General features: G+C 63.4%; 23 protein-coding genes. 12 read left to right on the top strand and 11 right to left on the bottom strand.

Translation table 11 applies throughout. The features are described from left to right. Positions 1–6: 6 nt before the first annotated feature. The 4 genes from dnaQ to BJA_RS03220 are packed head-to-tail and all read right to left on the bottom strand — an operon-like array spanning position 7 to position 2,832. Positions 7–726 (bottom strand): DNA polymerase III subunit epsilon, encoded by a 720-nt coding sequence (dnaQ, locus tag BJA_RS03235; protein ID WP_011083467.1) that lies wholly within the window; start codon positions 724–726, stop codon positions 7–9. Between the two features lie 26 nt (positions 727–752). Then, entirely contained in the window at positions 753–1,352 is a 600-nt protein-coding gene (coaE, locus tag BJA_RS03230) for a dephospho-CoA kinase (protein ID WP_011083466.1), read from the bottom strand. A 23-nt stretch (positions 1,353–1,375) separates the two neighbouring features. Continuing rightward, positions 1,376–1,984: a Maf family nucleotide pyrophosphatase gene (locus BJA_RS03225; RefSeq protein ID WP_011083465.1), complete on the bottom strand. Its 609-nt coding sequence runs from the start codon at positions 1,982–1,984 to the stop codon at positions 1,376–1,378. Positions 1,985–1,992: 8 nt separating this feature from the next. Next, the gene (locus BJA_RS03220) at positions 1,993–2,832 is read right to left on the bottom strand and encodes a pyruvate, water dikinase regulatory protein (RefSeq protein ID WP_011083464.1); all 840 of its coding nucleotides are present in this window, start codon (positions 2,830–2,832) and stop codon (positions 1,993–1,995) included. 519 nt (positions 2,833–3,351) lie between these two features. Between BJA_RS03220 and hemJ the strand changes: the two genes are divergently transcribed. From hemJ to BJA_RS03185, 7 genes are all read left to right on the top strand, one after another. Then, positions 3,352–3,774: a protoporphyrinogen oxidase HemJ gene (gene hemJ / locus BJA_RS03215; protein ID WP_011083463.1), complete on the top strand. Its 423-nt coding sequence runs from the start codon at positions 3,352–3,354 to the stop codon at positions 3,772–3,774. 250 nt (positions 3,775–4,024) lie between these two features. Then, the gene (gene rho, locus BJA_RS03210) at positions 4,025–5,290 is read left to right on the top strand and encodes a transcription termination factor Rho (RefSeq protein ID WP_011083462.1); all 1,266 of its coding nucleotides are present in this window, start codon (positions 4,025–4,027) and stop codon (positions 5,288–5,290) included. A gap of 314 nt (positions 5,291–5,604) precedes the next feature. After that, on the top strand, positions 5,605–6,963 hold the full coding sequence (gene mnmE, locus BJA_RS03205; protein ID WP_011083461.1) for a tRNA uridine-5-carboxymethylaminomethyl(34) synthesis GTPase MnmE: 1,359 nt from the start codon (positions 5,605–5,607) through the stop codon (positions 6,961–6,963). Between the two features lie 464 nt (positions 6,964–7,427). Then, on the top strand, positions 7,428–9,308 hold the full coding sequence (gene mnmG / locus BJA_RS03200; RefSeq protein WP_011083460.1) for a tRNA uridine-5-carboxymethylaminomethyl(34) synthesis enzyme MnmG: 1,881 nt from the start codon (positions 7,428–7,430) through the stop codon (positions 9,306–9,308). A 150-nt stretch (positions 9,309–9,458) separates the two neighbouring features. Next, on the top strand, positions 9,459–10,100 hold the full coding sequence (rsmG, locus tag BJA_RS03195) for a 16S rRNA (guanine(527)-N(7))-methyltransferase RsmG (protein ID WP_171463831.1): 642 nt from the start codon (positions 9,459–9,461) through the stop codon (positions 10,098–10,100). Positions 10,101–10,129: 29 nt separating this feature from the next. Further along, on the top strand, positions 10,130–10,984 hold the full coding sequence (locus BJA_RS03190) for a ParA family protein (protein WP_011083458.1): 855 nt from the start codon (positions 10,130–10,132) through the stop codon (positions 10,982–10,984). A 137-nt stretch (positions 10,985–11,121) separates the two neighbouring features. After that, positions 11,122–12,009 carry a ParB/RepB/Spo0J family partition protein gene (locus tag BJA_RS03185; RefSeq protein ID WP_038965125.1) on the top strand — a complete coding sequence of 296 codons (888 nt, stop codon included), beginning with the start codon at positions 11,122–11,124 and terminating at the stop codon, positions 12,007–12,009. A 48-nt stretch (positions 12,010–12,057) separates the two neighbouring features. Here BJA_RS03185 and holA read toward each other — a convergent pair whose 3' ends face one another. The 3 genes from holA to leuS all read right to left on the bottom strand — a co-directional run bounded on the left by holA (position 12,058) and on the right by leuS (position 16,359). Next, the gene (gene holA, locus BJA_RS03180) at positions 12,058–13,086 is read right to left on the bottom strand and encodes a DNA polymerase III subunit delta (protein ID WP_011083456.1); all 1,029 of its coding nucleotides are present in this window, start codon (positions 13,084–13,086) and stop codon (positions 12,058–12,060) included. Between the two features lie 110 nt (positions 13,087–13,196). Beyond that, the gene (gene lptE, locus BJA_RS03175; protein WP_011083455.1) at positions 13,197–13,748 is read right to left on the bottom strand and encodes an LPS assembly lipoprotein LptE; all 552 of its coding nucleotides are present in this window, start codon (positions 13,746–13,748) and stop codon (positions 13,197–13,199) included. After that, positions 13,735–16,359: a leucine--tRNA ligase gene (gene leuS / locus BJA_RS03170; RefSeq protein WP_011083454.1), complete on the bottom strand. Its 2,625-nt coding sequence runs from the start codon at positions 16,357–16,359 to the stop codon at positions 13,735–13,737. The genes lptE and leuS overlap by 14 nt, the downstream gene beginning before the upstream one ends. A 289-nt stretch (positions 16,360–16,648) precedes the next feature. Here leuS and BJA_RS03165 point away from each other — a divergent pair, with 289 nt between their 5' ends. Together BJA_RS03165 and BJA_RS03160 are read left to right on the top strand one after the other, a co-directional pair. Next, complete coding sequence (locus tag BJA_RS03165) at positions 16,649–18,019, top strand: tetratricopeptide repeat protein (RefSeq protein WP_011083453.1); 1,371 nt, start codon at positions 16,649–16,651, stop codon at positions 18,017–18,019. A gap of 41 nt (positions 18,020–18,060) precedes the next feature. Beyond that, positions 18,061–18,717 (top strand): hypothetical protein, encoded by a 657-nt coding sequence (locus BJA_RS03160; RefSeq protein WP_011083452.1) that lies wholly within the window; start codon positions 18,061–18,063, stop codon positions 18,715–18,717. A gap of 15 nt (positions 18,718–18,732) precedes the next feature. Here the strand turns inward: BJA_RS03160 and BJA_RS03155 are convergent, their stop codons facing one another. Next, positions 18,733–20,430, bottom strand: coding sequence for a diguanylate cyclase domain-containing protein (locus BJA_RS03155; protein ID WP_038965141.1), 1,698 nt, complete (start codon positions 20,428–20,430; stop codon positions 18,733–18,735). A 108-nt stretch (positions 20,431–20,538) separates the two neighbouring features. On the opposite strand from BJA_RS03155, the gene BJA_RS03150 reads away from it, so the two are divergent. Next, positions 20,539–21,228, top strand: a complete 690-nt coding sequence (locus BJA_RS03150; protein ID WP_011083450.1) for a YggS family pyridoxal phosphate-dependent enzyme — start codon at positions 20,539–20,541, stop codon at positions 21,226–21,228. A 143-nt stretch (positions 21,229–21,371) separates the two neighbouring features. Here BJA_RS03150 and BJA_RS03145 read toward each other — a convergent pair whose 3' ends face one another. Both BJA_RS03145 and BJA_RS03140 read right to left on the bottom strand, forming a co-directional pair. Next, positions 21,372–22,157 (bottom strand): 2-keto-4-pentenoate hydratase, encoded by a 786-nt coding sequence (locus BJA_RS03145; protein ID WP_011083449.1) that lies wholly within the window; start codon positions 22,155–22,157, stop codon positions 21,372–21,374. A 6-nt stretch (positions 22,158–22,163) separates the two neighbouring features. Beyond that, positions 22,164–22,733 (bottom strand): L,D-transpeptidase family protein, encoded by a 570-nt coding sequence (locus tag BJA_RS03140; RefSeq protein WP_038965122.1) that lies wholly within the window; start codon positions 22,731–22,733, stop codon positions 22,164–22,166. Between the two features lie 203 nt (positions 22,734–22,936). Here BJA_RS03140 and BJA_RS03135 point away from each other — a divergent pair, with 203 nt between their 5' ends. Then, the gene (locus tag BJA_RS03135) at positions 22,937–23,623 is read left to right on the top strand and encodes a response regulator transcription factor (protein WP_008142830.1); all 687 of its coding nucleotides are present in this window, start codon (positions 22,937–22,939) and stop codon (positions 23,621–23,623) included. A 58-nt stretch (positions 23,624–23,681) separates the two neighbouring features. After that, positions 23,682–24,125, top strand: coding sequence for a cyclic nucleotide-binding domain-containing protein (locus BJA_RS03130; protein ID WP_011083447.1), 444 nt, complete (start codon positions 23,682–23,684; stop codon positions 24,123–24,125). A 116-nt stretch (positions 24,126–24,241) separates the two neighbouring features. On the opposite strand, the gene xth is transcribed toward BJA_RS03130, so the two are convergent. Further along, complete coding sequence (xth, locus tag BJA_RS03125) at positions 24,242–25,057, bottom strand: exodeoxyribonuclease III (RefSeq protein ID WP_011083446.1); 816 nt, start codon at positions 25,055–25,057, stop codon at positions 24,242–24,244. Between the last annotated feature and the right edge of the window lie 76 nt (positions 25,058–25,133).

Here is a 25,133-nt window from a genome sequence, read left to right as displayed (position 1 = left end):
TCAGGCCTAACCAGCCGGATTGACGGTAACTGGAGCGGGCAAAAACTCGTTCCAGATCGCCTTGTCGCCGAGCGTTGCGATGAAGGCCCTGTGGGCCTCGCGCTCGGCGTCGGAAATCCGCGGCGCAAGCGGCGTCGGTCGCTGCCGCCGCGGCGTATCGCCAGCCGCATTGATGCGAATTTCCTCGGCTTCCGAAGCCAGCAGCAGCTGCGACTGCCTCGCCCCGACCAGATCGACATAGACCTCGGCCAGAAGCTCGGCGTCGAGCAGCGCGCCGTGCTTGGTGCGGCGGGAATTGTCGATCGCATAGCGCGAGCAGAGATCGTCGAGCCGGTTGGACACGCCCGGATGCTTGCGCCGGGCCAGCAGCAGCGTGTCCACCAGCTGCTCGCGCGGTATCGCGGCGCGCTTGATCCGGTCGAGCTCGGCATTGATGAAGCTGATGTCGAACGAGGCGTTGTGGATCACCAGCGGCGCATCGCCGATGAACTCCAGGAACGCATCGGCGACCTCGTGGAACACCGGCTTGGTCGACAAAAATTCGGCCGACAGCCCGTGCACCGCAAAGGCTTCCGCCGGCATGTCCCGTTCGGGATTGATGTAGACGTGATACGTCTGCCCCGTCGGCATGCGGTTGAACATCTCGACACAGCCGATTTCGACCAGGCGATCGCCGCGGAGCGGATCGAGGCCGGTGGTTTCGGTGTCGAGAACGATTTCGCGCATGATCAGGAGCCGTGTGGGACGGCGAATCAGGCTCGCCGCTGCGGCATCTTAACGACCTCGGCCAGGATGTGCGCAATTTGCGCCCGCACCGGTTCAAGTCCGTGTGACGTATCCACTACGAAATCGGCCCGCTTGCGCTTTTCCGCGTCGGGCGTCTGCTTGGCGATGATGGCGTTGAGCTTGGCCTCGTCCATCGTGCCCCGCGCCAGCACCCGCTCGCGCTGCAGTTCTGGCGAGGTCGAGACCACAACGACGGCGTCAACCCGCTTCTCGCCACCGGTCTCGAACAGCAGCGGGATATCCAGCACCACGACCGGCGCGTTGGCGGCTTCGGCGTCGGCAAAGAATTTTTGTCGGGAGGCGCCGAGCATCGGATGAACGATCTGCTCGAGCTGCTTGATCGCGGCGGGATCGTGCACGACGCGGGCCGACAGTTTTGGTCGATCGACCTTGCCGTTCGCGGTGGTGCCGGGGAAGGCGGCTTCGATCGCAGGCGCCGCCTCGCCCTCGTAGAGCTGATGGACGGCGGCATCGGCGTCGTAGACGGGGACGCCGGCCTCCGCGAACAATTTCGCGGTGGTCGATTTGCCCATCCCGATCGAGCCGGTCAGTCCCAGGATCCGCATCAGCGCACAACCACGTCCGTCATTCAAACTGCAATTAGCTGTTCGCTCCGCAGGAACGCAAGCAGCGGCAGCAGCGGCAAACCCAAAATGGTGAAATGGTCGCCCTCGATGCGCTCGAACAGGTGAATGCCGAGGCCCTCGAGCTGATAGGCGCCGACGCTGGTCGTCACGGCGTCCCCGGCCGCGTCAAGATAGGCCGAAAGCTCCGCCTCGCTCATCTGTCGCATGGTCATGCGGGCCACCGAGACGTCCTCGAAGACAATCTTGCCGTCATGTGCCACGGCCACCGCCGAATTCAGCTCATGGTAGTTGCCGGCGAGATCACGCAATTGCGCCATCGCCTGCGCGCGGCCGGCGGGCTTGTTGAAGAGACGCTCGCCAAGGGCCAGGGTCTGGTCGGCGCCGATGACATGGCTTCCCGGATGATTGGCCGACACGGCTTTGGCCTTTTCGCGCGCCAGCAAGAGACCGATGTCGCGAGGACTCGAAAGCTTCGACGCGGCCTGGATGCCGCGCTCGTCGATATCGGCCGTGATCGCTATGAACTCCAGCCCGGCATTCGCCAGCAGCATCTTTCGCGCGCTGCTTTGCGAGGCCAGGATCAACGGAGATTTGCCGCGCCACAAACCCATCGCGAAAACTATTCCGAGGGCCGGTTGCGCTGGCGATCGCTGTAGAGCTTCATGATCGCCGCGGCGGTTTCCTCGATCGAGCGCCGCGTGACGTCGAGCAGCGGCCAGTCGTGCTTGGCGCTGAGCTTGCGGGCGAACGCGACCTCCTCGGCGACGGACTGCCTGTCGGTATAAGTGTCGCTGCTGGAGTCGGCGCCCATCGAGAGCAGGCGGTTCTGACGGACCTGGATCAAACGTTCCGGTGTCGCATGCAGGCTGACCACCAGCGGCCGCGTCAATGTCTCCAGTTGCACCGGCACCGGAATGCCCGGCACCAGCGGCACGTTGGCGGTGCGGATGCCGCGATTGGCGAGGTAGATCGACGTCGGCGTCTTCGAGGTGCGGGAGACACCAACGAGCACCACGTCGGCATCGTCGAGACCTTCGACATGCTGACCGTCGTCATGGATCATCGTGTAGTTCAGCGCGTCGATGCGCTTGAAATATTCCGCGTTGAGCACGTGCTGCGCGCCGACGCGCCCCGTGGTCGCGGCCCCAAGATACGCCTCGAACAACTGCATCACCGGACCGATGATCGACAGGCTCGGAACATTGATCCCTTTGCACTTGTCCTCGAGCCGGGAGACCAGATCCTTCTCGAGCAACGTGAACAGCACGATACCCGGCGCCTCCTCGATCTCGTCGAGCACGCGGTCGAGCTGCTTCTGGCTGCGCACCAGCGGGTAGACATGCTCCACCGGCGTGACGTTCGCGTACTGCGCGGCGACGGCGCGCGCGACGGTGATCAGCGTCTCGCCGGTGGAGTCGGATACGAGGTGCAGATGGAAATAATTGTTCGAGGTCGGCACAAAAACTCTTTGTATGAGGGCGGTGTGATGTGTGGATTTCTGTGGAGCTTAACCCCTCGGAAAGGGTTGCGCGACACCAGGGGCGGGACAAGTGCCAATTTTCTTCACACCACTGCCCGTGAGAACAAGTCCGGCGGCCCACCGAGAGGGAAGCGGGATTGCGCGGATAACCCCCTTGATAGGCTGTCGACGGGCGCACGCAAGCCCTTGAGCCCGGACGGCTTATCGGATCCGCCGAGGCCCACGCGGGATATGTTGATGGATGTGAACAAGCGCTCGGGAAGTGGCGGACGGAATTGTGTGAGTCCAATCCACGGTCACTAAGACTCAAACCTTAAGATTCTAAAAGTTTAGGTTTAGATAAGCGGAGCGCTCGGATAAGTGTGCGCTCCCATCTATGAATGAATTCTTACCGGGCTCGTTCCATCCACTGTTTGGTGAGCAGAAGCGTTATCGAGCGAAGCGGATTCCGGTTCGCCTCGAGAAAACGCGTCGAAACAAGAAAAGGAGGCCGCCGGCATGTACGAGTGGATCAAGGCGCTGCACGTGATCGCCGTCATTTCCTGGATGGCGGGCATGCTCTATCTGCCGCGGCTGTTCGTCTATCATTGCGAGGCCGAAATCGGCTCCAAGCAGTCGGAAACGTTCAAGGTCATGGAGCGCCGGCTGCTCAAGGCGATCATCAACCCGGCCATGATCATCACCTGGCTCGCCGGGCTCTATCTCGCCTGGTCCGGCCATTGGTTTGCATCCGGTTGGCTGCACGTAAAACTGGCACTGGTCCTGGCGTTGTCCGCGGTCCACGGCTTTTTTTCCCGCTGGTTGAAGGATTTCGCTGCCGACCGGCGTCCCCGAAGTCAGAAATTCTATCGGATTATCAATGAGGTGCCGACCGCCCTGATGATTTTCATCGTCATCATGGTGATCGTGAAACCGTTCTAGGCAGCGATCTCGATTGATCGCCCAGCGCTTCGGCTTGCGCAGTGAGGGGCGATTTTCTATATTGGCGATATCCCACCCAACGCAGGCGGATGTGGTTGTGTCCGAGCTTTCCAGAGGCCGGACACCGCATCAGGTTTGAAGCCTCACCGGCACTCACCTTGCCAGACCTGCGGACCCTATCTTCCTTCTCGTCCGCATTTCAGAGCCTCCTCGCACCCCCTCCCTTAGGTTACCCCACAGGACCACCCCAATGCGGGAAATTAAACTCCAGGACCTCAAGTCGAAAACCCCGGCCGAGCTCGTCTCGTTCGCGGAAGAGAATGGGGTCGAGAATGCCAGCACCATGCGCAAGCAGGAGCTGCTGTTCGCTATCCTCAAGCAGCTTTCGCTCGCTGAGACCGACATCGTCGGTGAAGGCGTCGTCGAGGTGCTCTCCGACGGCTTCGGCTTTCTCCGCTCGCCCGATGCCAATTATCTGCCGGGCCCGGACGACATCTACGTTTCGCCTTCGCAGATCCGCCGTTTTGGCCTGCGCACCGGCGACACCATCGAAGGCCACATCCGCAGCCCGAAAGAGGGCGAGCGCTATTTCGCGCTGCTGAAGGTCAATACGCTCAATTTCGAGGACCCGGAAAAGGCCAAGCACAAGGTCAATTTCGACAATCTCACGCCGCTGTTTCCGAACCAGCGCTTCCGCATGGAGATCGACGATCCGACGCGAAAAGACCTTTCTGCAAGGGTGATCGACATCGTCGCGCCGATCGGCAAGGGCCAGCGCGCCTTGATCGTGGCGCCGCCGCGCACGGGTAAAACCGTGCTGATGCAGAACATCGCGCATTCGATCACGCACAATCATCCCGAATGCTATCTGATCGTGCTTCTGATCGACGAGCGTCCGGAAGAAGTCACGGACATGCAGCGCTCGGTGAAGGGCGAGGTCGTGTCCTCGACCTTCGACGAACCGGCGGTGCGCCACGTCCAGGTCGCGGAGATGGTGATCGAGAAGGCCAAGCGCCTGGTCGAGCATGGCCGCGACGTCGTGATCCTGCTCGATTCGATCACGCGTCTCGGCCGCGCCTACAACACCGTGGTGCCGTCATCCGGCAAGGTGCTGACCGGCGGTGTCGACGCCAACGCGCTGCAGCGCCCGAAGCGCTTCTTCGGTGCCGCCCGCAACATCGAGGAGGGCGGCTCGCTGACCATCATCGCGACCGCGCTGGTCGATACCGGCAGCCGCATGGACGAAGTCATCTTCGAAGAGTTCAAGGGCACCGGTAACTCCGAGCTGATCCTCGACCGCAAGGTCTCGGACAAGCGGACCTTCCCGGCGATCGACATCTCGCGCTCCGGTACCCGCAAGGAGGAGCTCATCACCGATCCGCAGGTGCTCAAGAAGATGTACGTGCTCCGCCGCATCCTGAACCCGATGGGCACCATGGACGCGATCGACTTCCTGCTCGACAAGCTGCGCTCGACCAAGAGCAATTCGGAGTTCTTCGACTCCATGAACACCTGAGTGCGGTGCAGCAAAGGATTGGAGGGCGCCTTCGGGCGCCCTTTTTTTTGTGCGGCTTTGTTGCAGCGAGGGTGCAGCATGGCGAGCGGTTGCCATCTGAATCTAATTGTCTATTAAGATATTGATATAACTAAATAATACTTGACTCTAGCTAAGTCTTTTAGCGGAGGCGGGGGAGACTCTTGCGGCAAAATGCTGCGGTATGCTGCGGTGCAAAAAAGCTTTTTGCTGCGGGAATTGGTGCAGCAAAACCGCGCGGGCGTATCGGCCGAAACGGATATTTGCCTTTTCCCCGGCGGCTGGACAAATAGGCCATGCATCCGCGAGACCAGACCATCTTTGCTCTGTCGTCGGGCCGTCCGCCGAGCGCGATCGCCGTGGTGCGGGTCTCGGGCGCGCAGGCCGGCCTGGTGCTGACGACGCTGGCGGGCAAGCTGCCGGCACCGCGGCAGGCCAGCCGCCGGCTGCTCCGTGACGGGACAGGCCAGCCGATCGACGACGCGGTCGTGCTCTGGTTTCCGGGGCCGGCGAGCGCGACCGGTGAGGACGTCGCCGAATTCCACGCCCATGGCGGCCGCGCGGTGCTGGCGGCGCTCCTGGCCGCTATTTCTGTAATTCCGAATATGCGGGCGGCCGAGCCCGGCGAGTTCACGCGACGCGCCTTCGAGAACGGCAAGCTCGACCTGACCGAAGCCGAGGGCCTCGACGACCTCATCCATGCCGACACCGACCGCCAGCGCCGCCAGGCGTTGCGTCAACTGCAGGGGCTGCTCGGCAACCGCGCGCGCGACTGGCGCGAGCGAATCATCGAGGCGTCGGCACTGATCGAAGCCGGCATCGATTTTTCCGACGAGGGCGATGTGCCGGCGGAGCTGAGGGCGCCGGCGGTCAAGGCGATCAAGGCGCTCCACGTCGAAATCACAGAGGTGCTTGCGGCACAGGGACATTCTGAACGCCTGCGCGATGGAATGGTGGTTGCCATCGCCGGCGAGCCGAATGTCGGCAAGTCGACGCTGATGAATCAGCTCGCGCGCCGAGATGTCGCGATCGTGTCGCCACATGCCGGCACCACGCGCGACGTGATCGAGGTGCAGCTCGACCTCGACGGCTATCCGGTCACTGTCATCGACACCGCCGGCATTCGCGAGACCGATGATCCCGTGGAGCAGGAGGGTGTGCGCCGCGCCCGAGCGCGAGCCGAGGACGCCGACCTCGTACTGTGGTTGGTGGAGGGGGAGCAGGCCGCCGATCCGGCTTCGATGCGTTCGCTGTGGACGTCCGGCGACGGGAGCCATCCGTCCGGCGGCTCGGTCTGGATCGTGCGCAACAAGATCGATCTCGGCGAGTTCGGGGACGAGGGGCCGCAGGGCGAGTTCGGGATCTCGGCCAGCCGGGGGGACGGGATTCGCGAGCTGGTCGACGCCCTCGTGAAGTTTTCCGCCGAGTTCTTTGGAACCAGCGAGGGCGCATTGGTGACCCGGGCCCGGCAACGCGATCTGTTGCGCCAGGCGTCAGACAGCTTGCGCCGAAGTCTGGAGCTTGTAGGAGAGGGCGAAGAGCTGGCGGCCGAGGAGCTTCGTTCCGCCGCCTATGCCCTGGGCCGGCTGTTGGGCCGGGTGGACGTTGAAGACGTCCTTGGGGCCATCTTTCAGAAATTCTGTATCGGAAAGTAGCGCTAGTTCTTCATTGTAGAACTAGCGCTTGTTCCATTGCTTGGTGTTTCACGTGAAACAGCGGTTCCATTCACGGGGAAGGCGAGTGGGCCTGTTTCACGTGAAACCGGCCTTGGTGCACTCGATCTGACCTCGCTGCGAAACGGTGGCGATTTGGAGCAGGGTGCGTGCCTCAGTCTCGTCATTGCCAGGAGCTCTTGCGACGAAGCAATCCAGACCGCCTCCGCGGAGACAGTCTGGATTGCTTCGCGTCGACGGATGATTGTTCCGTCGTCGCCCCTTCCTGCATCGTGGGGTCCATTTCGTTTCACGTGAAACATAGTGATTTCAAACCCCAGCCTACTGTGCATGGGGTTGTTTTCGCGAAACCGCACTTCGTCCTCCCGACCGCCTCGTTTCACGTGAAACAACCGGCACCCAGTTTCCACTTCCGGCTTCTCCGCCTCTGAGCTAGAAGTCCGCCCATGCGACCAGAGCGAGAGAGTTTCGACGTCATCGTGATTGGCGGCGGCCACGCCGGCTGTGAAGCCGCGGCTGCGTCTGCCCGGATGGGCGCCGCGACCGCTCTCGTGACGCATCGTTTCTCCACTGTCGGCGCGATGTCCTGCAATCCGGCCATCGGCGGTCTCGGCAAGGGCCATCTGGTCCGCGAGGTCGATGCGCTGGATGGTCTGATGGGCCGGGTCGGCGATGCCGGCGGCATCCAGTTTCGTGTCCTCAATCGCCGCAAGGGCCCCGCGGTCCGCGGCCCCCGGGCCCAGGCCGACCGGAAGCTTTATGCCGCCGCGATGCAGGCCGCGATCCGGGAGACCGAGGGTCTTTCCGTCATCGAGGGTGAGGCCGACGAGCTGATCGTGGTCGAGGGCCGGGTGACCGGTCTTCGCCTGGCCGACGGCCGGGAGTTCGGAGCCGGGTCCATTGTTGTCACCACCGGCACCTTCCTGCGTGGTCTGATCCATCTCGGCGAGAAGAACTGGCCCGCCGGCCGCGTCGGCGAGGCGCCCGCGATGGGCCTTTCAAGCTCCTTCGAGCGCGCCGGCTTCACCCTTGGACGGCTGAAGACCGGCACTCCACCGCGTCTGGATGGCACCACGATCGACTGGTCGGCGGTGGAAATGCAGCCGGGAGACGAGCCGCCGGAGCCGTTCTCGGTCATGACCGACCGGATCACGACCCCGCAGATCCAGTGCGGGATCACCCGGACCACGGCCGCGACCCATGAGGTGATCCGGGCCAATGTCCATCGCTCCCCGATGTACTCCGGCCAGATCAAGAGCTCCGGACCGCGCTATTGCCCCTCGATCGAGGACAAGATCGTCCGCTTCGGTGACCGCGACGGCCACCAGATCTTCCTGGAGCCGGAAGGGCTCGACGACAGCACCGTCTATCCCAACGGCATCTCGACCTCGTTGCCGGAGGAGGTCCAGCTCGCGATCCTCGCCAGCATTCCCGGCCTGGAGCGGGTCAAGATGGTGCGCCCGGGCTACGCCATCGAATACGACCACATCGATCCCCGCGAGCTCGATCCGACCCTCCAGACCAAGCGTCTGCGCGGCCTGTTCCTGGCCGGGCAGATCAACGGCACCACTGGGTACGAGGAGGCCGCCGGGCAGGGCATCGTGGCCGGGCTGAACGCGGCTTTGGCCGCCAGCGGGGCCGCACTGACGGTGTTCGACCGCGCCGATGGCTATCTCGGCGTGATGATCGATGACCTCGTCACCCGCGGGATCAGCGAGCCCTATCGGATGTTCACCTCGCGGGCCGAGTACCGGCTGACGCTGCGGGCCGATAATGCCGATCAGCGCCTGACCGAGAAGGGCATCGCTCTGGGGTGCGTTCGGAGTGCCCGGACCCTGCATCACCGGACCAAGATGGAGGCCCTGAACGCCGCCCGGACGCTGTCGAAGTCGCTGACCATCACCCCGAATGAGGCGATCAAGCACGGACTGTCCCTGAACCGGGACGGTCAACGCCGCTCGGCCTTCGAGCTGATGGCCTATCCGGACATCGGCTGGAGCCAGGTCCGCGCCATCTGGCTGGAGCTGTCGGCGATCGACCCGGTCATCGCCACCCATCTCGAGATCGACGCCAAGTACGACGTCTATCTGGAGCGCCAGAGCGCCGACGTCGAAGCCTTCCGGCGCGACGAGGGGCTGGTGCTGTCAGAGGTCGATTATCAGCTGGTGCCAGGTCTCTCCAATGAGGTGAGGGCCAAGCTGGAGAAGGCGCGGCCGTTCACGGTCGGCCAGGCCGGCCGGATCGATGGCATGACGCCGGCGGCGCTCGGCATCCTCGCGGCCTATCTCCGGCGCGAGGCAAGGAAGACCTCAAAGGCAATTGCATAGGCGTTTCACGTGAAACAGCGCGGACCGGCCGGCGGTCGATCGTCATCGCCGAAACCTTCAGCACCAGGATCTGGAGCGGGCGAGGGACCCGACGGTCGATCTGCGCCGGCCAGCCAGAAGATCAACAAGGCCAGCGCCAACGATCGATCGCTGGACTCGGTCATAGCGGCGGACAAGATCGCGGCGCTGAAGCTTGCGCCCGTTTCACGTGAAACCGAGGCCCGGCTCGATCGCTACATCGCGCTGCTGCGGGAGTGGCAGGCCAAGACCAATCTCGTCGCGCCCTCGACGCTGCCGCACCTCTGGACCCGGCACATCGCCGACTCGCTTCAGCTCGTCGATCTCGCCCCAACGGCCAGGCGCTGGGCCGATCTCGGTAGCGGCGGCGGATTTCCGGGCGTCGTCCTGGCCTGCACCATGGCGGAGACACCCGGTGCGAGCGTTCACCTCGTCGAGCGAATCGCCAAGAAGGCGGCGTTCCTGCGCGAAGCAATTCGGATCACCACATCTCCGGGAGTCGTACATCTCGCTGAGATCGGGGATAATGTGGATAGAATCACCGGCCCGGTCGATTGCGTCACCGCGCGTGCACTGGCTCCGCTACATCAACTCATCGGCTTTGCGGAGCCGCTGATGCGCCAGGGCGCAAAAGCGTTGTTTCCAAAGGGTCAAGATGTAGAGGCTGAATTGACTGAAGCCGCTAAATATTGGAATATTCAGCCGCAGCTCCACCAAAGCCGCACCGGTGACGGCTGGATCGTGGAGCTCAATGCCGCCGAACGGCGCGGCTGAGACGTTCAGGGGCGAGTGGGGAATTTGCGATGAGCGTGATTGACGAGCCGCAGCAAGAACAGACCGACGTGGTCCCGCAGGGCCACCCGCGCATCCTCGCGCTGGCGAATCAAAAAGGCGGCGTGGGAAAAACAACCACAGCGATCAACCTTGGCACGGCGCTCGCCGCGATTGGCGAGCGCGTTCTGATCGTCGATCTCGATCCGCAGGGCAACGCCTCGACCGGCCTCGGCATCGATCGCCGCAACCGCTCCTGTTCGACCTATGACGTGCTGGTCGGCGAAGCGGCCTTGCGCGAGGCGGTGGTGTCGACGGCGGTGCCGCGGCTGCACATCGCGCCCTCGACCATGGACCTCTCCGGCCTCGAGCTCGAGCTCGGCACCACGCCCGGCCGCGCCTTCAAGCTGCGCGACGCGATCGGTGCGCTCAACAACAACGTCTCGCCGGACGCCGATTACACCTATGTGCTGATCGACTGCCCGCCCTCGCTCAACCTTCTGACGGTGAACGCGATGGCGGCGTCCGATGCGATCCTGGTGCCGCTCCAGTGCGAGTTCTTCGCGCTCGAAGGTCTGTCGCAATTGCTGCAGACGGTGGAGCAGGTCCGCTCGACGCTCAACCCGAACCTGTCGATCCACGGCATCGTGCTGACCATGTTCGACTCGCGCAACAATCTCTCGAACCAGGTCGTCGCCGACGTCCGCCAGTTCATGGGCGAGAAGGTCTACAAGACCATGATCCCGCGCAACGTGCGCATCTCGGAAGCGCCGTCCTACGGCAAGCCGGTGCTGGTCTACGATCTCAAATGCGTCGGCAGCGAAGCCTATCTGCGGCTTGCCACCGAAGTGATCCAGCGCGAGCGCGAGCTGCGCACGACGCATTGACGATGCCGTAGGGTGGGCAAAGGCGCCTTCGCCGTGCCCACCGTCTTCCGCACACAATCGGTGGGCACGCTTCGCTTTGCCCACCCTACGATAATTCAGTTCTGGAGTGCTGCACCGTGAATCCAAGGGAGCTGGCGATGGCCGACGAAGCGCGTTCGCGACTGGGCCGGGGTCTTGCAAGTCTGATCGGTGACGTCGGCGGCGAGGCTCAGCACGTCGATCGTCCGCGTGCGCAGCGCAAGGTGCCGATCGAATTCATCAAGCCCAACCCGCGCAACCCGCGCCGCACCTTTTCGGAAACCGAGCTCAAGGAGCTCAGCGATTCGATCAGGCAGCACGGCGTGATCCAGCCGATCGTGGTGCGTCCGGTGAAGGGCGCGCAGGACCGCTACGAGATCATCGCCGGCGAACGGCGCTGGCGCGCTTCGCAAATGGCAGGCCTGCATGAAGTGCCGATCGTGCCGGTCGACATCAGCGACAGCGATGCGCTGGAGTTCGCGATCATCGAGAACGTGCAGCGCGAAGACCTCAATCCGATGGAGGAGGCGCAGGGCTATCACGCGCTCGCCAATGAGTTCAAACGCAGCCAGGACGACATCGCGAAAGTCGTCGGCAAGAGCCGCAGCCACGTCGCCAACATGATGCGGCTGACGAAGCTGCCGGCCGAGGTGCAGGCCTTCATCGCGACCGGTCAGCTGACCGCCGGTCACGCCCGCGCGCTGATCGGCGTGCCCGATCCGCTCGCTGCCGCCAGGCGCATCGTCGAGGAAGGTCTCAACGTCCGCCAGGCCGAGGCGCTCGCGCATGAAGAGGGCGTGCCGGAGCGCAAGCCGCAGAAGGCGCGCAGCACCGGGGGGAAGGAAAAGGACCCCGACACGATCGATCTCGAAAAGCGCGTCAGCGACGCGCTCGGTCTCAAGGTCACCGTCAATCACCGCGACCCCGGCGGCTCCGTGCAGATCAACTACCGCAACCTCGACCAGCTCGACGAAGTCATGAAGCGGCTGGCGAAGGGCGCGCTGTAGTCTTCGCCGTTATTCCGGGCTCGCGATCACGCGCGGAAAGAGCTGGGCTTAGCCCCGCCGCTTGGCGTTCGCGGCGATCGCCATCAGCGTGCGCTGGGCGATGGCGGCGGCGAGGGTGGATTGCTTGCGGGTGTCGAGCGCGGCGGTTGCTAGCTGCTCGATGATGGCGGCGAGCCGCGCCACGCTGAAATTGCGCAGCGCCGTCTCCACCGCCGGCTTTCGCGAAAAGTGCAGCCGCGGAAAGCCGCCGTCGAGCACGGCGGAGGCAGGCTGGCCGTCGGCGATCGCAAGCGCGGATTTGTGCAGCCACGCGGCCTGGCGCTGCGCGGCCGAGATGATCACGCCGGGATAGGTGCCGGCGATCATGGCTTTGGCGAACTCGGTCTCGACGATGTCGGGCCGGCCGGCGAAGGCGCCGTCGACGATCGGATCGAGCTTCAGTTCGGAAGCATCGGCGACCACCGCCATCACGTCTTCCAGCGTGATCTCGCCTTTGCCATGTGCATAGAGCGTCAGCTTGCGCAGCTCGTTGCGCGAGGCCTGGCGGTCGCCGCCGAGGAACGACATCAGCGCCGCGCGGGCATCCTGCGCGATGCGCAAGTTTGCGATGCGAAGCTCGTCGTCCATCAGCTTGGCCAAGTCGCGCTCGGTGTCGGGATAGCAGCCGATCGCCACGGCCGTCTTGGCGCGCTCGCAGGCTTTGCGCAGCGGCGATTCCGGGCGCAGCTCGCCGGCCTCGATCACGATGCGGCAATCCTTCACGCCCATCTCGGCCAGTGTGTCGATGCCGCTGGCGAAGCTGCGCGAGCCTGCGCGCACGCGGATGGCGCGTTGGCCGCCGAACAGCGGCACCGTCATGGCTTCGTCGACGAGACGTGACGGCTCGGCGGACAGCTCGTCGCCATCGAGCCTGACCAGCGAGAACGGATCGTTGGGGTCGTCCACGGCGGAGGCGATCAGCGCGTCGGCGCGTTCACGCACCAGCCCGGCGTCGGGACCATAGAGCAGGACGATCGGCCGGCCCGCGTCGGGGCGGGCGAGGAAGGCGTCGATCTCTTTTCCACGCAGCGCGACCATCGGGCCTAGATCGTCATTCCGGGGCGCGTAGCGCGAACCCGGAATCCAGTGGTTGGGAATCGAGATTCCGGGTTCGCGCCACGCGCGCCCCGGAACGACGGGAATGTGAACTAGCTGCCCGCGGTGAAGAACGAGGCGAGCCGGGTGTTGATGTTCTCGGCGATCTCGTTGGCGGCACGATCCTCCGCATCGCGCACCGCGCGGTTGCGGGAGAAGCGCTGGTAGGAGCCGGGATTGTCATAGGACACGCGCGAGAACGTCGTGCCGGTCATCACCGACTTGCCGCTCGCGACCTCGATCAGGTTGTACTGGGCGTCGATGCCGTAATTCTCGCTGGTCGGCAGTCCCGTTGCCTGGCTGATGATCAGGGACGACCGGCTGGAGGTGAAGCGGATCTCCAGGCGGTGAGTTGGCGGCATGCCCGTGGCCGTGCCGTACAGCTTGAAGGCGAGAGCATTGCGGACCTCGACGCCGACGCGGGCCTCGCGGGAGGCGTTGGGCTTGGGGATCGGGGGCAGCTCGACGCCCATCAGCTTCTCACGCAAGCCGGGGGTGCCGTCAGTATGCTCGGCATACATCGGCCGGAAGCAGCCGGCCGTCAGCGCCGCCAGAGCGACGACTGCCAGCAAACGGGCTGCGATGCGGATCCTAGCCGACAACATTCACGATCCTCTTGGGGACGATGATCACCTTGCGGACGGGCTTGCCGTCCAGCGCCAGCTTTACCGCATCGAGGGCCAAAACGGCAGCCTCGATTTCCGGATTCTGGGCCGCTGTTGCAACTGTGACCTCACCCCGCTTCTTGCCGTTGACCTGGACCACCAGGGTCACGCTGTCTTCAACCAGCAAATCGCGTTCGATTTGGGGCCAATTGGCCTCCGAAACCAGCCCCTTCTGGCCCAGCACCTGCCAGCACTCCTCGGCTAGATGCGGCATCATCGGGGAGAACAGCTGGACCAGGATCTGGCTGGCCTCCCGGATCGCCCAAGCCAAGTCCGCGGCCGGCTGGCCGGGGCGCTGGAGGACCTCGGAGAACGCATTGGTGAATTCGCGGATATGGGCGAGGCAGACGTTGAAGTGCAGCCGCTCGATCTCGGTGGTGACCTTGTCTAGCGCGCCATGGGCGGCCTTGCGCAAGGCGGTCGCATCCGCCCCGAATGAGGCCGGCCGGGCCGCCGGCGCCGCCTTGCCGAGTTCGACGGAATCGTTCACCAGCCGCCACAGCCGCTGCACGAAGCGCGAGGCGCCTTGGACGCGCTCGTCGCTCCAGATCACGTCGCGGTCGGGCGGGGAGTCCGACAGCATGAACCAGCGCGCGACGTCGGCGCCGTAGGTCTCGATGATGTCGTCGGGGTCGACGGTGTTCTTTTTCGACTTCGACATCTTCTCGATCGCGCCAATCTGGATGTCTTCGCCCGTCGTCAGCAGGGTCGCGCGGCGCCCGTTGCCGCCGAGTTCGATCTTGACCTCGGCCGGCTGCACATAGGAGCCGTCGGCCTTCTGATAGGTCTCGTGCACCACCATGCCCTGCGTGAACATGCCGGCGAACGGCTCGTCCAGCGCAACGTGCCCGGTCGCCTTCATCGCGCGGGTGAAGAAGCGGCTGTAGAGCAGATGCAGGATCGCGTGCTCGACGCCGCCGATATACTGGTCGATCGGCAGCATCCGGTTGGCGACCGCGGGCGTCGTCGGCGCGTTCTCGTTCCAGGGATCGGTGAAGCGCGCAAAGTACCAGGACGAGTCCACGAAGGTGTCCATGGTGTCGGTTTCGCGCTGCGCCTTGCCGCCGCATTGCGGGCAAGTGACGTGCTTCCAGGTCGGATGATGATCGAGCGCGTTGCCCGGCTTGTCGAAGGTCGCATCGTCAGGCAGCTTCACCGGCAGGTCGGCGTCCGGCACCGGCACCACATCGCATGTCGGGCAATGGATGACGGGGATCGGGCAGCCCCAATAACGCTGGCGCGAAATGCCCCAGTCGCGCAGGCGGAAATTCACCTGACGCTCGCCGACTGGCGCGTTGCCGCGCAGCTCGCTTTCGAGGCGTTTTGCGACTTCATCCTTGGCCTGCTCGATGGTCATGCCGTCGAGGAAGCGCGAATTGATCATGCGGCCGTCACCGTCATAAGCGGTGTCGGTGATGACGAACGATTTCGGATCCTGGCCCTCGGGGCACACCACCGGCGTGTTGCCGAGGTTGTACTTGTTGACGAAGTCGAGGTCGCGCTGGTCATGCGCGGGGCAGCCGAAGATCGCGCCGGTGCCGTATTCCATCAGCACGAAGTTGGCGACATAGACCGGCAGCTTCCAGCTCGGGTCGAACGGATGGATCGCGCGGATGCCGGTGTCGAAACCCTGCTTCTCCGCGGTGTCGATGATCTCCTGCGCGGTGCCGATCTTCTTGATCTCGGCGATGAACTCCGCAAGCTTCGGGTCCTTGGCGGCGGCGGCCGTCGCCAGCGGATGATCCGCCGAGATCGCCATGAACTTGGCTCCGAACAGCGTGTCGGGGCGCGTCGTGAAAATCTTCAGCTCGCTCTCGCCGGCCGGCGTCGTCGCCTGATCCAGCGCGAAGCGCACCAGGAGGCCCTCGGAGCGGCCGATCCAGTTGCGCTGCATCAGCCGCACCTTGTCGGGCCAGCGGTCGAGCGTATCCAGCGCGGACAAGAGCTCCTGCGAGTACTTCGTGATCTTGAAGACCCACTGATTCATTTCCCGCTGCTCGACAATGGCACCGGAACGCCAGCCTTTGCCGTCGATCACCTGCTCGTTGGCGAGCACGGTCATGTCGACCGGGTCCCAGTTCACCTTGCGCTTCTCGCGCTCGGCAAGGCCCGCACGCAGGAAGTCCAGGAACATCTTCTGCTGGTGCTTGTAGTAAGAGGGATCGCAGGTCGCGATCTCGCGGCTCCAGTCCAGCGACAGCCCGATCGAGCGGAGCTGCTTCTTCATCGCGGCGATGTTGTCGTAGGTCCAGGCTTTCGGGGCGACCTTGCGCTCGATCGCGGCGTTCTCGGCCGGCAGGCCGAAAGCGTCCCAGCCCATCGGGTGCAGCACGTTGAACCCCTTGGCGCGCATGAAGCGGGCCAGCACGTCGCCGAGCGTATAGTTCCGGACATGGCCGATGTGGATGCGCCCGGACGGGTAGGGGAACATCTCCAGCACATAGTATTTCGGCCGCGAATCGTCGTTCTTGGAGACGAAGATCGCCTTTTCGTCCCAGGCGGCTTGCCAGCGCGGTTCGGAATCGCGGGCGTTATAGCGTTCGGAGGTCATGGAATCGTTGGTTTTTTCGTGGGTTCGGCGGTCTGAAGTGGCCGGACTAGGCCATAAAAGCGACCGTGGGGTCAACGGATGAGTATTGACAACCAACGGCACCGGGAACACAATCCCTAGTCGTATTTCACCTTCGTATACGCCATGAAGCGATTTTTGAGAGTGTTACTGGTTTTCGCCCTGACAGCGACGACGTTAGCTGAAGTGGCAACAATAATTTGCCTGACCACAACAGTTTCCGCAGAGGCTCGCCCGCGCGATCCTTAGCTGCAGTCTAGGCGGAGCATGCGTGTGGTACGGGCGTCGACAAGGGGGCCCGGAAGTGCCCATTTGCGCGCTGCGTAAACATCTCAGGCCATGGGCTTGGCTGGCCGCTCTGCTAGCGAGCGGACTGTGCGCGGCTGCCGCAGACGACGTCGAGACCTGCAAAAAGATCGACCCGCTCATCTCACCAGATGCGTGCACTGCCGCAATCAAATCGGGGAGCCTTCAGGGCCACGATCTGGCTGTCCTCTATCTGAACCGTGGCTTTCTCGCCAGTCGCGCAAACGATTTCGACAAAGCAATCCAGGACTACGGCGAGGCAATCAAGGTTGACCCGCAATATGCGAATGCTTTCAGCAATCGGTGCGCCGTCTACGTCAGAAAGCGCGAATTCAATCGCGCGATCGAAGATTGCGACAACGCCATCAACCTGAACGCAAACTACACAAGTGCTTACGTGAGCAGGGGCAACGCCTACCGCCTGAAGAATCTGCATAGTCAGGCAATCATAGACTACGAGCGCGCCATCGCGCTCGACAAGAATTCAACGGCTGCGCTCTTCGGTGCCGCTCTCTCTTATTCGTCCATAGAACACTACGGGCGCGCAATTGAAGTCTATGGCCAGGTCCTCAAACTCGACAGCAAGAGCATTCAGGCGCTTAACAATCGGGGCTTGATCTACCTGCGACTGCATGACCTGGATCGTGCGATCAAGGACTTCAGCGCGGCGATCGATCTCGATCCGACGTTCGTCTATGCCCTGAATAATCGGTGTTCGGCCTACAACAGCTTGAAAGACGCGGACAATGCCTTGAAGGATTGCGACCGCGCGATCGAGCTCGTTCCAACCTATGTAAATCCCTACATTGGACGGGGTCGGGCCCATCGTTTGAAGAATCAAACCGACCTGGCGCTCAATGACTACGATCGGGCGATCGCGCTCGACCCGAAATCCGCGAGCGCATTCTTTGGGCGCGCGTACGTTCACGACCAAAGAGAGGAATATAAACAAGCTGCGGACGACTACACCAAAGCCTCACAATTGAACCCGAACGATCCCGAGACATGGAATAATCTGTGCTGGGCTCTTGGCATCATAGATCAGCTGAAAACGGCACTCTATGCCTGCGACCGGTCGCTTTCATTGCGGCCGAACAGCGCCGTCACGTCAAATAGCCGCGGTCTTGTCAACCTCAAGTCGGGAAATCTAGCCCAGGCCATCGAGGACTATGATCGGGCGCTCAATATGAGTCCGAAGGATGAGAACTCCCTCTATGGCCGCGGTATCAGCAAGTTGAAGCTTGGCGATCGTGCCGGCGGCGAAGAAGATATTAATGCGGCCAAGGCGATCAGCAGCACCGTCGCCGACGATTTCAAGAAACTAGGAATTCGGTAAGATTACGAAACAAGTCGCTCCATATATTGGAGGATCGGCAAATGAACGAATTGCTCAGCCGGGATGTCGTCCTGCTCTTCGCATTGTGCGTCACTTACATCTTCTGGGCGGTCGTACCCCTGGTTCCTGCGGTTATGATCTACCGGCTGTTTCCCAACGCGCCGGTTGATACGCAATGGAAGATACTGGGAGTTGCAGTGAAAGCGGGCGGAGCGGCCGGCTTCTACTTCGCGATCCTGGCGCTCGGCTTCTTCAAGTTTCTCGAGCCGACGATTGAGTACGTGCGAGGTCTTCAGCGTCCCTATTGGACGGTCGAAGCCTTGGTTCAATTCGTCGAATCGGACGACAGCGTAAGCAGGCCTTACACCACCAACTCTGCGGAGCAGATACGGATTCAGCCCTATGCATATGATTTCAAGCAAACGGACGATCAGACCTATCTGATTACGATGAGGTTTGCCGAGCTCAACAGCGACACTGATTCGATCAGGCTCATTTTTCCCGAGGGGATCGGCTTTATCCCTCTCAAGCAAATGATGAGCAGCGACAACACGAACAATTTCCTTAAACGTGTTAGTCTGACAAAGGGTCCTCCGACGAAGATTCATCCACCCGTCAAGTGGGGACAAAATGCGCCGTCGGTCTCCGACCTGTCGCAAAAGCTGGAGCGCGGTCTCGAAACGATATCTTCCCGGTAGTCTTGCAGCCGGCCGTCAGCCCGCCATCATCATGTCCGCTGCGCCGGTCTCGATCGCCTGCACGCCGTGCTCGACGACGTTGTTGCGGCCGCGGTGTTTTGCGGCGTAGAGGGCGGCGTCAGCGGCTTCGATCAGGTCGCCGGGGCGGAAGGCCTCGTTGGGCTTCGCTGCGGCAACGCCGATCGAGACGGTGACGATCATGTGGGCGGACGTGATGTGCGGCAGGCAGAGCCTCAGCACGGCCGCACGCACCAGTTCGCCGATCTCCACGGCGCGGTCCACGTCGGTGTTCGGCAGCAGCAGGCAGAATTCCTCGCCGCCATAGCGCGCCGCAAAGCCCATCGTGTCGGCGGCGATACCGGACAGCGACTCGCCGAGTCGGGTCAGGCAGGAATCGCCTTCGAGATGGCCGTAAGTGTCGTTGAAGAGCTTGAAGTGGTCGACGTCGATCATCAGCAGCGCGAGGTCGCTGCCATATTGCTGCGCGCGCATCCATTCGAAGTCGAGCCGGCTCTGGAAGCCGCGGCGGTTGGCTAGGCCCGACAGCATGTCGATCGAGGCCATTACCGTCAGCCGGTCGTTGCTCGCGATCAGCTCGCGCTCGCGCTGGCTCAATTGCGCGGCCATCGCGTTGAACGCGCGGGCCAGCGGCACGAATTCGGCCGGCAGGCGATTGCGCGCCGCGCGTGCCGACAGATCGCCCTCGCCGAGGCGCTTGGCCATGTCGGCAAGCATCTCGATCGGCTTGATCACCAGCTTCTCGGCGGCGATCAGCGCGCCGAGCAGGACGAACAGGACGACGAAAGCGAGCTGGAGATAGGCGGTGCGGATATCGCGGCTCACGGCCGCAGACACCTTGTCCTCGTCGATGCTGGCGATCAGGCGGGCATTTGTGCCGGCGATGCGGATGTAGCTGACGGCGCGGCGCGAGCCGTCGGCGGCGAGGAAGGACAGCGAGCCCTCGTCCTGGTCCGACCGCAGCGCCTTGTCGGCGATTGCGGACATCAGCGGCATGTTGTCGAGGGGACGGCCGACCGCGCTGTGCTGGTCGGCGGGTGCGGCCAGCACGGTGCCCGCGCTGTCGACCAGCACGGCGGTGATGCCGGCGCGACCACCGAGATTGCTCATGACCTTCGACATCCAGTCGAGGTTGACGGTGGCGAGCACGACGGCATCGGCGACGCCGCTGAAGGCGGACACCGGATAGACCGCCATGACGGTCGGTGACGGCACCGGCCGCGACAGGATGAAGTCGCTCAGCACGAAACGGCCGGTTTCCTGCGCCTGCTGGAAGTAAGGCCGGTCGCTGAGATCGAGGCCGACATACATGTTGTTGGTGGCGCACTGGATGCGTCCGTCCTGGCCGGCGATCAGAAGCGTGCGGATCCAGGGAAGGTTCGACGGCAGGCTCGCGCGCAGCACGTCGCAGCTCTTGCTGATTCCGCCGGCGGAGGCGCGGATGAAGGCTTCCGATTTCAGGATGGTCTCGACCGACGAGATCACCTCGCGCTGCGCATCGGCGCTGTGCCTTGCGACGGTGTTGAACTCGGCCGCGGCCTGCGCGATCTGGCTGGTGCGCGTGTTCTCGAGCGAACGGATGCGCTCGAGCATCAAGGGCGCCACCAGAATCACGGCGAGCAACGCAAGCCGCGCCCGGATTCCAAGGACCTGCTTGAGTTTTGCTCGCTTACGGTTGAAACTGACGTTTGCCATCTTCGCTGCCCACCCCATGGGCCAAGGTAAAGCGAAGGGTTCAAAAACTCTTTCTTGAACTCGGTAAAATTGGACTTACCTCGGTTACGACCACAGCCAATCGACGTCATGACAGAAGCCAACGCCGCGCCGGTAACCGGCCATTCACCAAACGCGCTCGCCGCGGTCGAAGCCGAAATCGCCCGCGCCTGCAAGGACGCGCGGCGCGATCGCGCCTCGGTCACGCTGATCGCGGTGTCGAAGACCTTCGACGCGGATGCAATTACCCCGGTCATCGCCGCCGGACAGCGCGTATTTGGCGAGAATCGGGTGCAGGAGGCCAAAGGCAAGTGGCCGGCGTTAACGTCCGTTTACCCCGATATCGCGCTGCATCTGATCGGGCCGCTGCAATCCAACAAGGCGAAAGAGGCGGTCGCGCTGTTCGACGCCATCCATTCGGTTGACCGCCCGAGCATTTGCCAGGCGTTAGCCAAGGAAATCGAATCTCAGAAAAAGCACCCGCAGCTCTTCGTCCAGATCAACACCGGCGAGGAGCCGCAGAAGGCCGGCGTCGCGCCCGGCGAGGCCGATGCCTTCCTCGCAAGCTGCCGCGATACCTATGGACTGACGATCTCCGGACTGATGTGCATCCCGCCGGTTGACGAGCCGCCGGCGGCGCATTTCGCGCTGACCGCCAAGATCGCCGCGCGCAATGGATTGACGAATCTCTCGATGGGCATGAGCGCGGATTTCGCCACCGCCATCATGCTCGGCGCCACGCATGTGCGCGTGGGAAGCGCGATCTTCGGGCATAGATAATTGTCTTGGGTCGTCCTGGCGAAAGCCAGGACCCATTACCCCAGGGAGTGGTTTGGCGAAGATTGGCCGTCGGTATTGCAACCGAGCGGAATCGAGAGATCACGCGGTATGGGTCCTGGCCTTCGCCAGGACGACAGCAGTGATTATTCGAACCCCACCGACACCTTTCCCAACACGCCAAAATCCACCGCAAAGTGATCGCCGGCCTGGATCGGCAGCGGCGGATGGCAGGTGCCTGTGGTCACCACCTCCCCTGCCCGCAAGGTGATGCCGAGTCCGCGCAGCTCGTTGGCGAGCCAGGTGAGTGCAACACGGGGATCGCCGAGCACGTTCTTGCCATGGCCGATGTAGCGCTCGCCGCGCAGCGTGATCTGCGGCCGTTCTTCGACGAGATCCATCCCGCGCCAGTTCGCAGGCGTCGCCGCGCCCAGCACGAACAGATGCGCGCAGGCATTGTCGGCGATGAGCTGCGCCTCGCCGGCGCCGGCGAAATCGACAAAGCGCGAATCCGGAATCTCGATCGCGGGATGGAAGCTGTCCACGGCGCCCAGCACCTCGTCGACGGCGAACGACGCCGCGCGCGGCGCCAGATCGCGACCCATGCGGAAGCAAAATTCCGGCTCGCCGACGCGCATCGCGTTGCCCTTCATCGACGCGGTGCCGCCATCGGCGATCACGGTGTCGCTCATGATGCGCCCGGCGAGCGGTCCCGTGACATTGATGTGCTTCTGTCCGGACAAGCTCGTTGCCGCGATCTTCCAGCCGAACAGCTTTCCGGGCGATTGCGCTTCGAGCGCGGCCTGAATGGCGTAGCCCTCGGCGCGGGTCTGCGGCCGCAGATATCCCTCCAGCGCGTCGAGCTTGGTGTCGTCACGCCAGTGTTGAACGAGGACCCGCGATGCGGCGGCGATCTGATCCTTCTCGAGCATGTGCCCTCACCCGATGATGATTCTCGTTCGTGGGCCCAGCCGCCGCAGCAATTGCAGTATCGCGGATTTGGTCATGGAAACGCAGCCCGCGGTCGGGCCGAAATTGTCGCGCGCCAGATGCAGGAACACCGCGCTGCCGCGGCCGGCGATGCGCGGGCGCGTGTTGTGGTCGATTTCGATGATGAAGTCATAGAGATGGTCGGCCCGCTTGAGCCGGTCACCGCCCTGCCCCTCGCCGAGTCGGATTCCCTGATTGTAATGACGGTCGTGGGGGTCCTCGCACCAGGCGTCCTCGCCGGTGATGATCCGCGCCGGCAGGAAGGTTTGCGGCCGGCTGTGCCGGTCGCCCCGCCACCACAGTCGCCGCGGTCGGAAGCTGCCCCTCGGGGTGCCGCCGTCGCCCTCGCGCTTGTTGGCGAGAATACCGCCCCGCCCCAGCGCCACCGGAATGGTCAGCGCTCCGGCCGTCAGCCAGCCGCGGCGCGGATTACCGGCGGCAGGCTTAACGCGGATCGCGGACAGCGGTCCGGCGCCTCGATTTTTGGTGTAAGTAGCTGAAGCAGCGTTGTTTTTCATGTGACCGTGCGATGTCGCATTCATTACAGGACATTCATCAAAACGCCCTGCTATTCTAGGTTAGAGTGCTTCTGGCTTGTGAATCGGTAACAGCCCACTACTTCAACACGAACAACAATAATAACGGCGACCCCTAAACTTCCCCTCGCGGCTGGGCGCGGCATGCATGCGCGCCGAGCCGGACCCCAAAAGGATGATACCCTATGGCCAATGCCCGCAAGATCCTGATCGTGGATGACGATACCGATCTGCGCGATACGTTGGTGGAGCAATTATCGCTGCACGAAGAATTTGAAGCCTCCGCCGTCGATACCGGCGCCAAGGGCGCGAGCGCCGCGAAGGCCAATTCCCCCGATCTCGTCCTGATGGACGTCGGTCTGCCCGACACCGATGGCCGCGAGGTGGTCCGCTCCTTACGCAAGGGCGGCTTCAAGGCCCCCATCATCATGCTGACCGGGCATGACACCGATTCCGACACGATTTTGGGCCTGGAATCCGGCGCCAACGACTACGTCGCAAAACCCTTCCGCTTCGCCGTGCTGTTGGCCCGTATCCGCGCCCAGCTCCGCCAGCACGAAGCCAGCGAGGACGCGGTGTTCTCGGTCGGCCCCTACAGCTTCCGGCCCGGCTCGAAGATGCTGACCGCCGCCAATGCGCGCAAGGTCCGGCTGACGGAGAAGGAAACCGCCATCCTCCGCTTCCTCTACCGCGCCGGCCAGATGCCGGTGTCGCGCGAGACCCTGCTCCAGGAGGTCTGGGGCTACAATTCCGGCGTCACCACCCACACGCTGGAAACCCACATCTACCGCCTCCGCCAGAAGATCGAGAAGGACGCCGCCAACCCGGAGATCCTGGTAACGGAAGCCGGTGGCTACAAGCTGGTGCCGTGATACGCTTTGGGGGCGTGCGAATCGTTTTAGATCGCGTGCCCTTGAGCCTCGGATCTGAATGTCAATTGACGACGACGTAGCGCTTCTCGAGCGGGTCCCGACACTGCGCCTGTTGGGAGACGCCTCGTTGCGCATGCTGGCGATCGGCTCCGAGCAGCGTGACTTCGTCCGCGGCGACATCCTGTTCAATCTTGGCGACGACGCCGATGCCGGCTTCGTGGTCCAGCGCGGCGCCTTCCGGGTCGAAGACGGCGCCGGCGCCGAGATGACCGTGGGTCCCGGCGCGCTGATCGGCGAGCTCGCGCTGGTGGTGCCGATGAAGCGGCCGTCGAGCGCGATCGCGCTGGAGCATTCCTCCGTCATCCGCGTCGCGCGCAGCCTGTTTCAGCGCGTGCTCGAAAGCGACCCCGCCGCCGCCGTTCGCCTGCGCGACGAATTCGCAGTTCGCTCCAGCCAGATCGCGAGCGATATCCTGATGGCCGGTGCGAAGCTGACGACCTGAGGCCCCTGTCATTCCGGGGCGCGACGAAGTCGCGAGCCCGGAATCCATTCATCCACCAACTCTGCCGCCCGATGGATTCCGGGCTCGCGCTACGCGCGCCCCGGAATGACAGGAGGTCACACCTCCAGCGTCACCGTCACCGGCACGTGGTCCGACGGACGCTCCCAGCTCCGCGCGTCGCGGAGAATCTTGAAATCCTGGACCGCGTCCTTCAGCGCGCGCGAGACCCAGATGTGGTCGAGCCTGCGGCCGCGATCGCCGACGGTCCAGTCGGCGGAACGGTAGCTCCACCACGTGTAGACCTTCTCCGACATCGGAATGCGCTCGCGCGCGACGTCGACCCACTCACCGGCCGCGAGTGCCGCCTTCAGCTTCTCGGTTTCGACAGGCGTGTGCGAGACCACTTTCAGAAGCTGCTTGTGCGACCAGACGTCGTTCTCGTGCGGGGCGACATTGAGATCGCCGACCAGGATGTGGCGGTCATCGCCGCGCGGATGCAGCGGCTCGCACGCCGTCATCTCGTCGAGGAAGCGCAGCTTGTGGTCGAACTTCTCGTTCAGCGCCGGATCGGGAATGTCGCCGCCGGCCGGCACGTAGAAATTATGCAGCACCAGCGGCTTTGCGATGTTGGCCTGCGTCCCGAAAGATACAGAAATGTGGCGCGAATCCACCTTGTCGCAGAAGGTGCGGATGTCCTTGGACTCGAACGGGATCCTCGAGACGATGGCGACGCCGTGATAGCCCTTCTGCCCGTTCAGCGCGACGTGCTCATAGCCGAGCCGCTTGAAGCGCTTCAGCGGAAAGGCATCGTCGATGCACTTGGTCTCCTGGAGGCACAGCACGTCCGGCCGCGCACTCTTGAGGAATTTCGCGACCAGATCGATGCGCAGCCGCACCGAATTGATGTTCCAGGTTGTCAGGGAAAGACGCATGAGGGATGCGTCTTAGCATGGATTGGCGCGGGGAAAATGCTTGTCCATAGCGAGCTCTCGTATGGTGGGCAAAGCG

This window comes from Bradyrhizobium diazoefficiens USDA 110 (assembly GCF_000011365.1).
Taxonomy (GTDB): domain Bacteria; phylum Pseudomonadota; class Alphaproteobacteria; order Rhizobiales; family Xanthobacteraceae; genus Bradyrhizobium; species Bradyrhizobium diazoefficiens.
The sequence above is the reverse complement of the archived record's forward strand: the minus strand, read 5'-3'. Positions and strand labels throughout refer to the sequence as shown.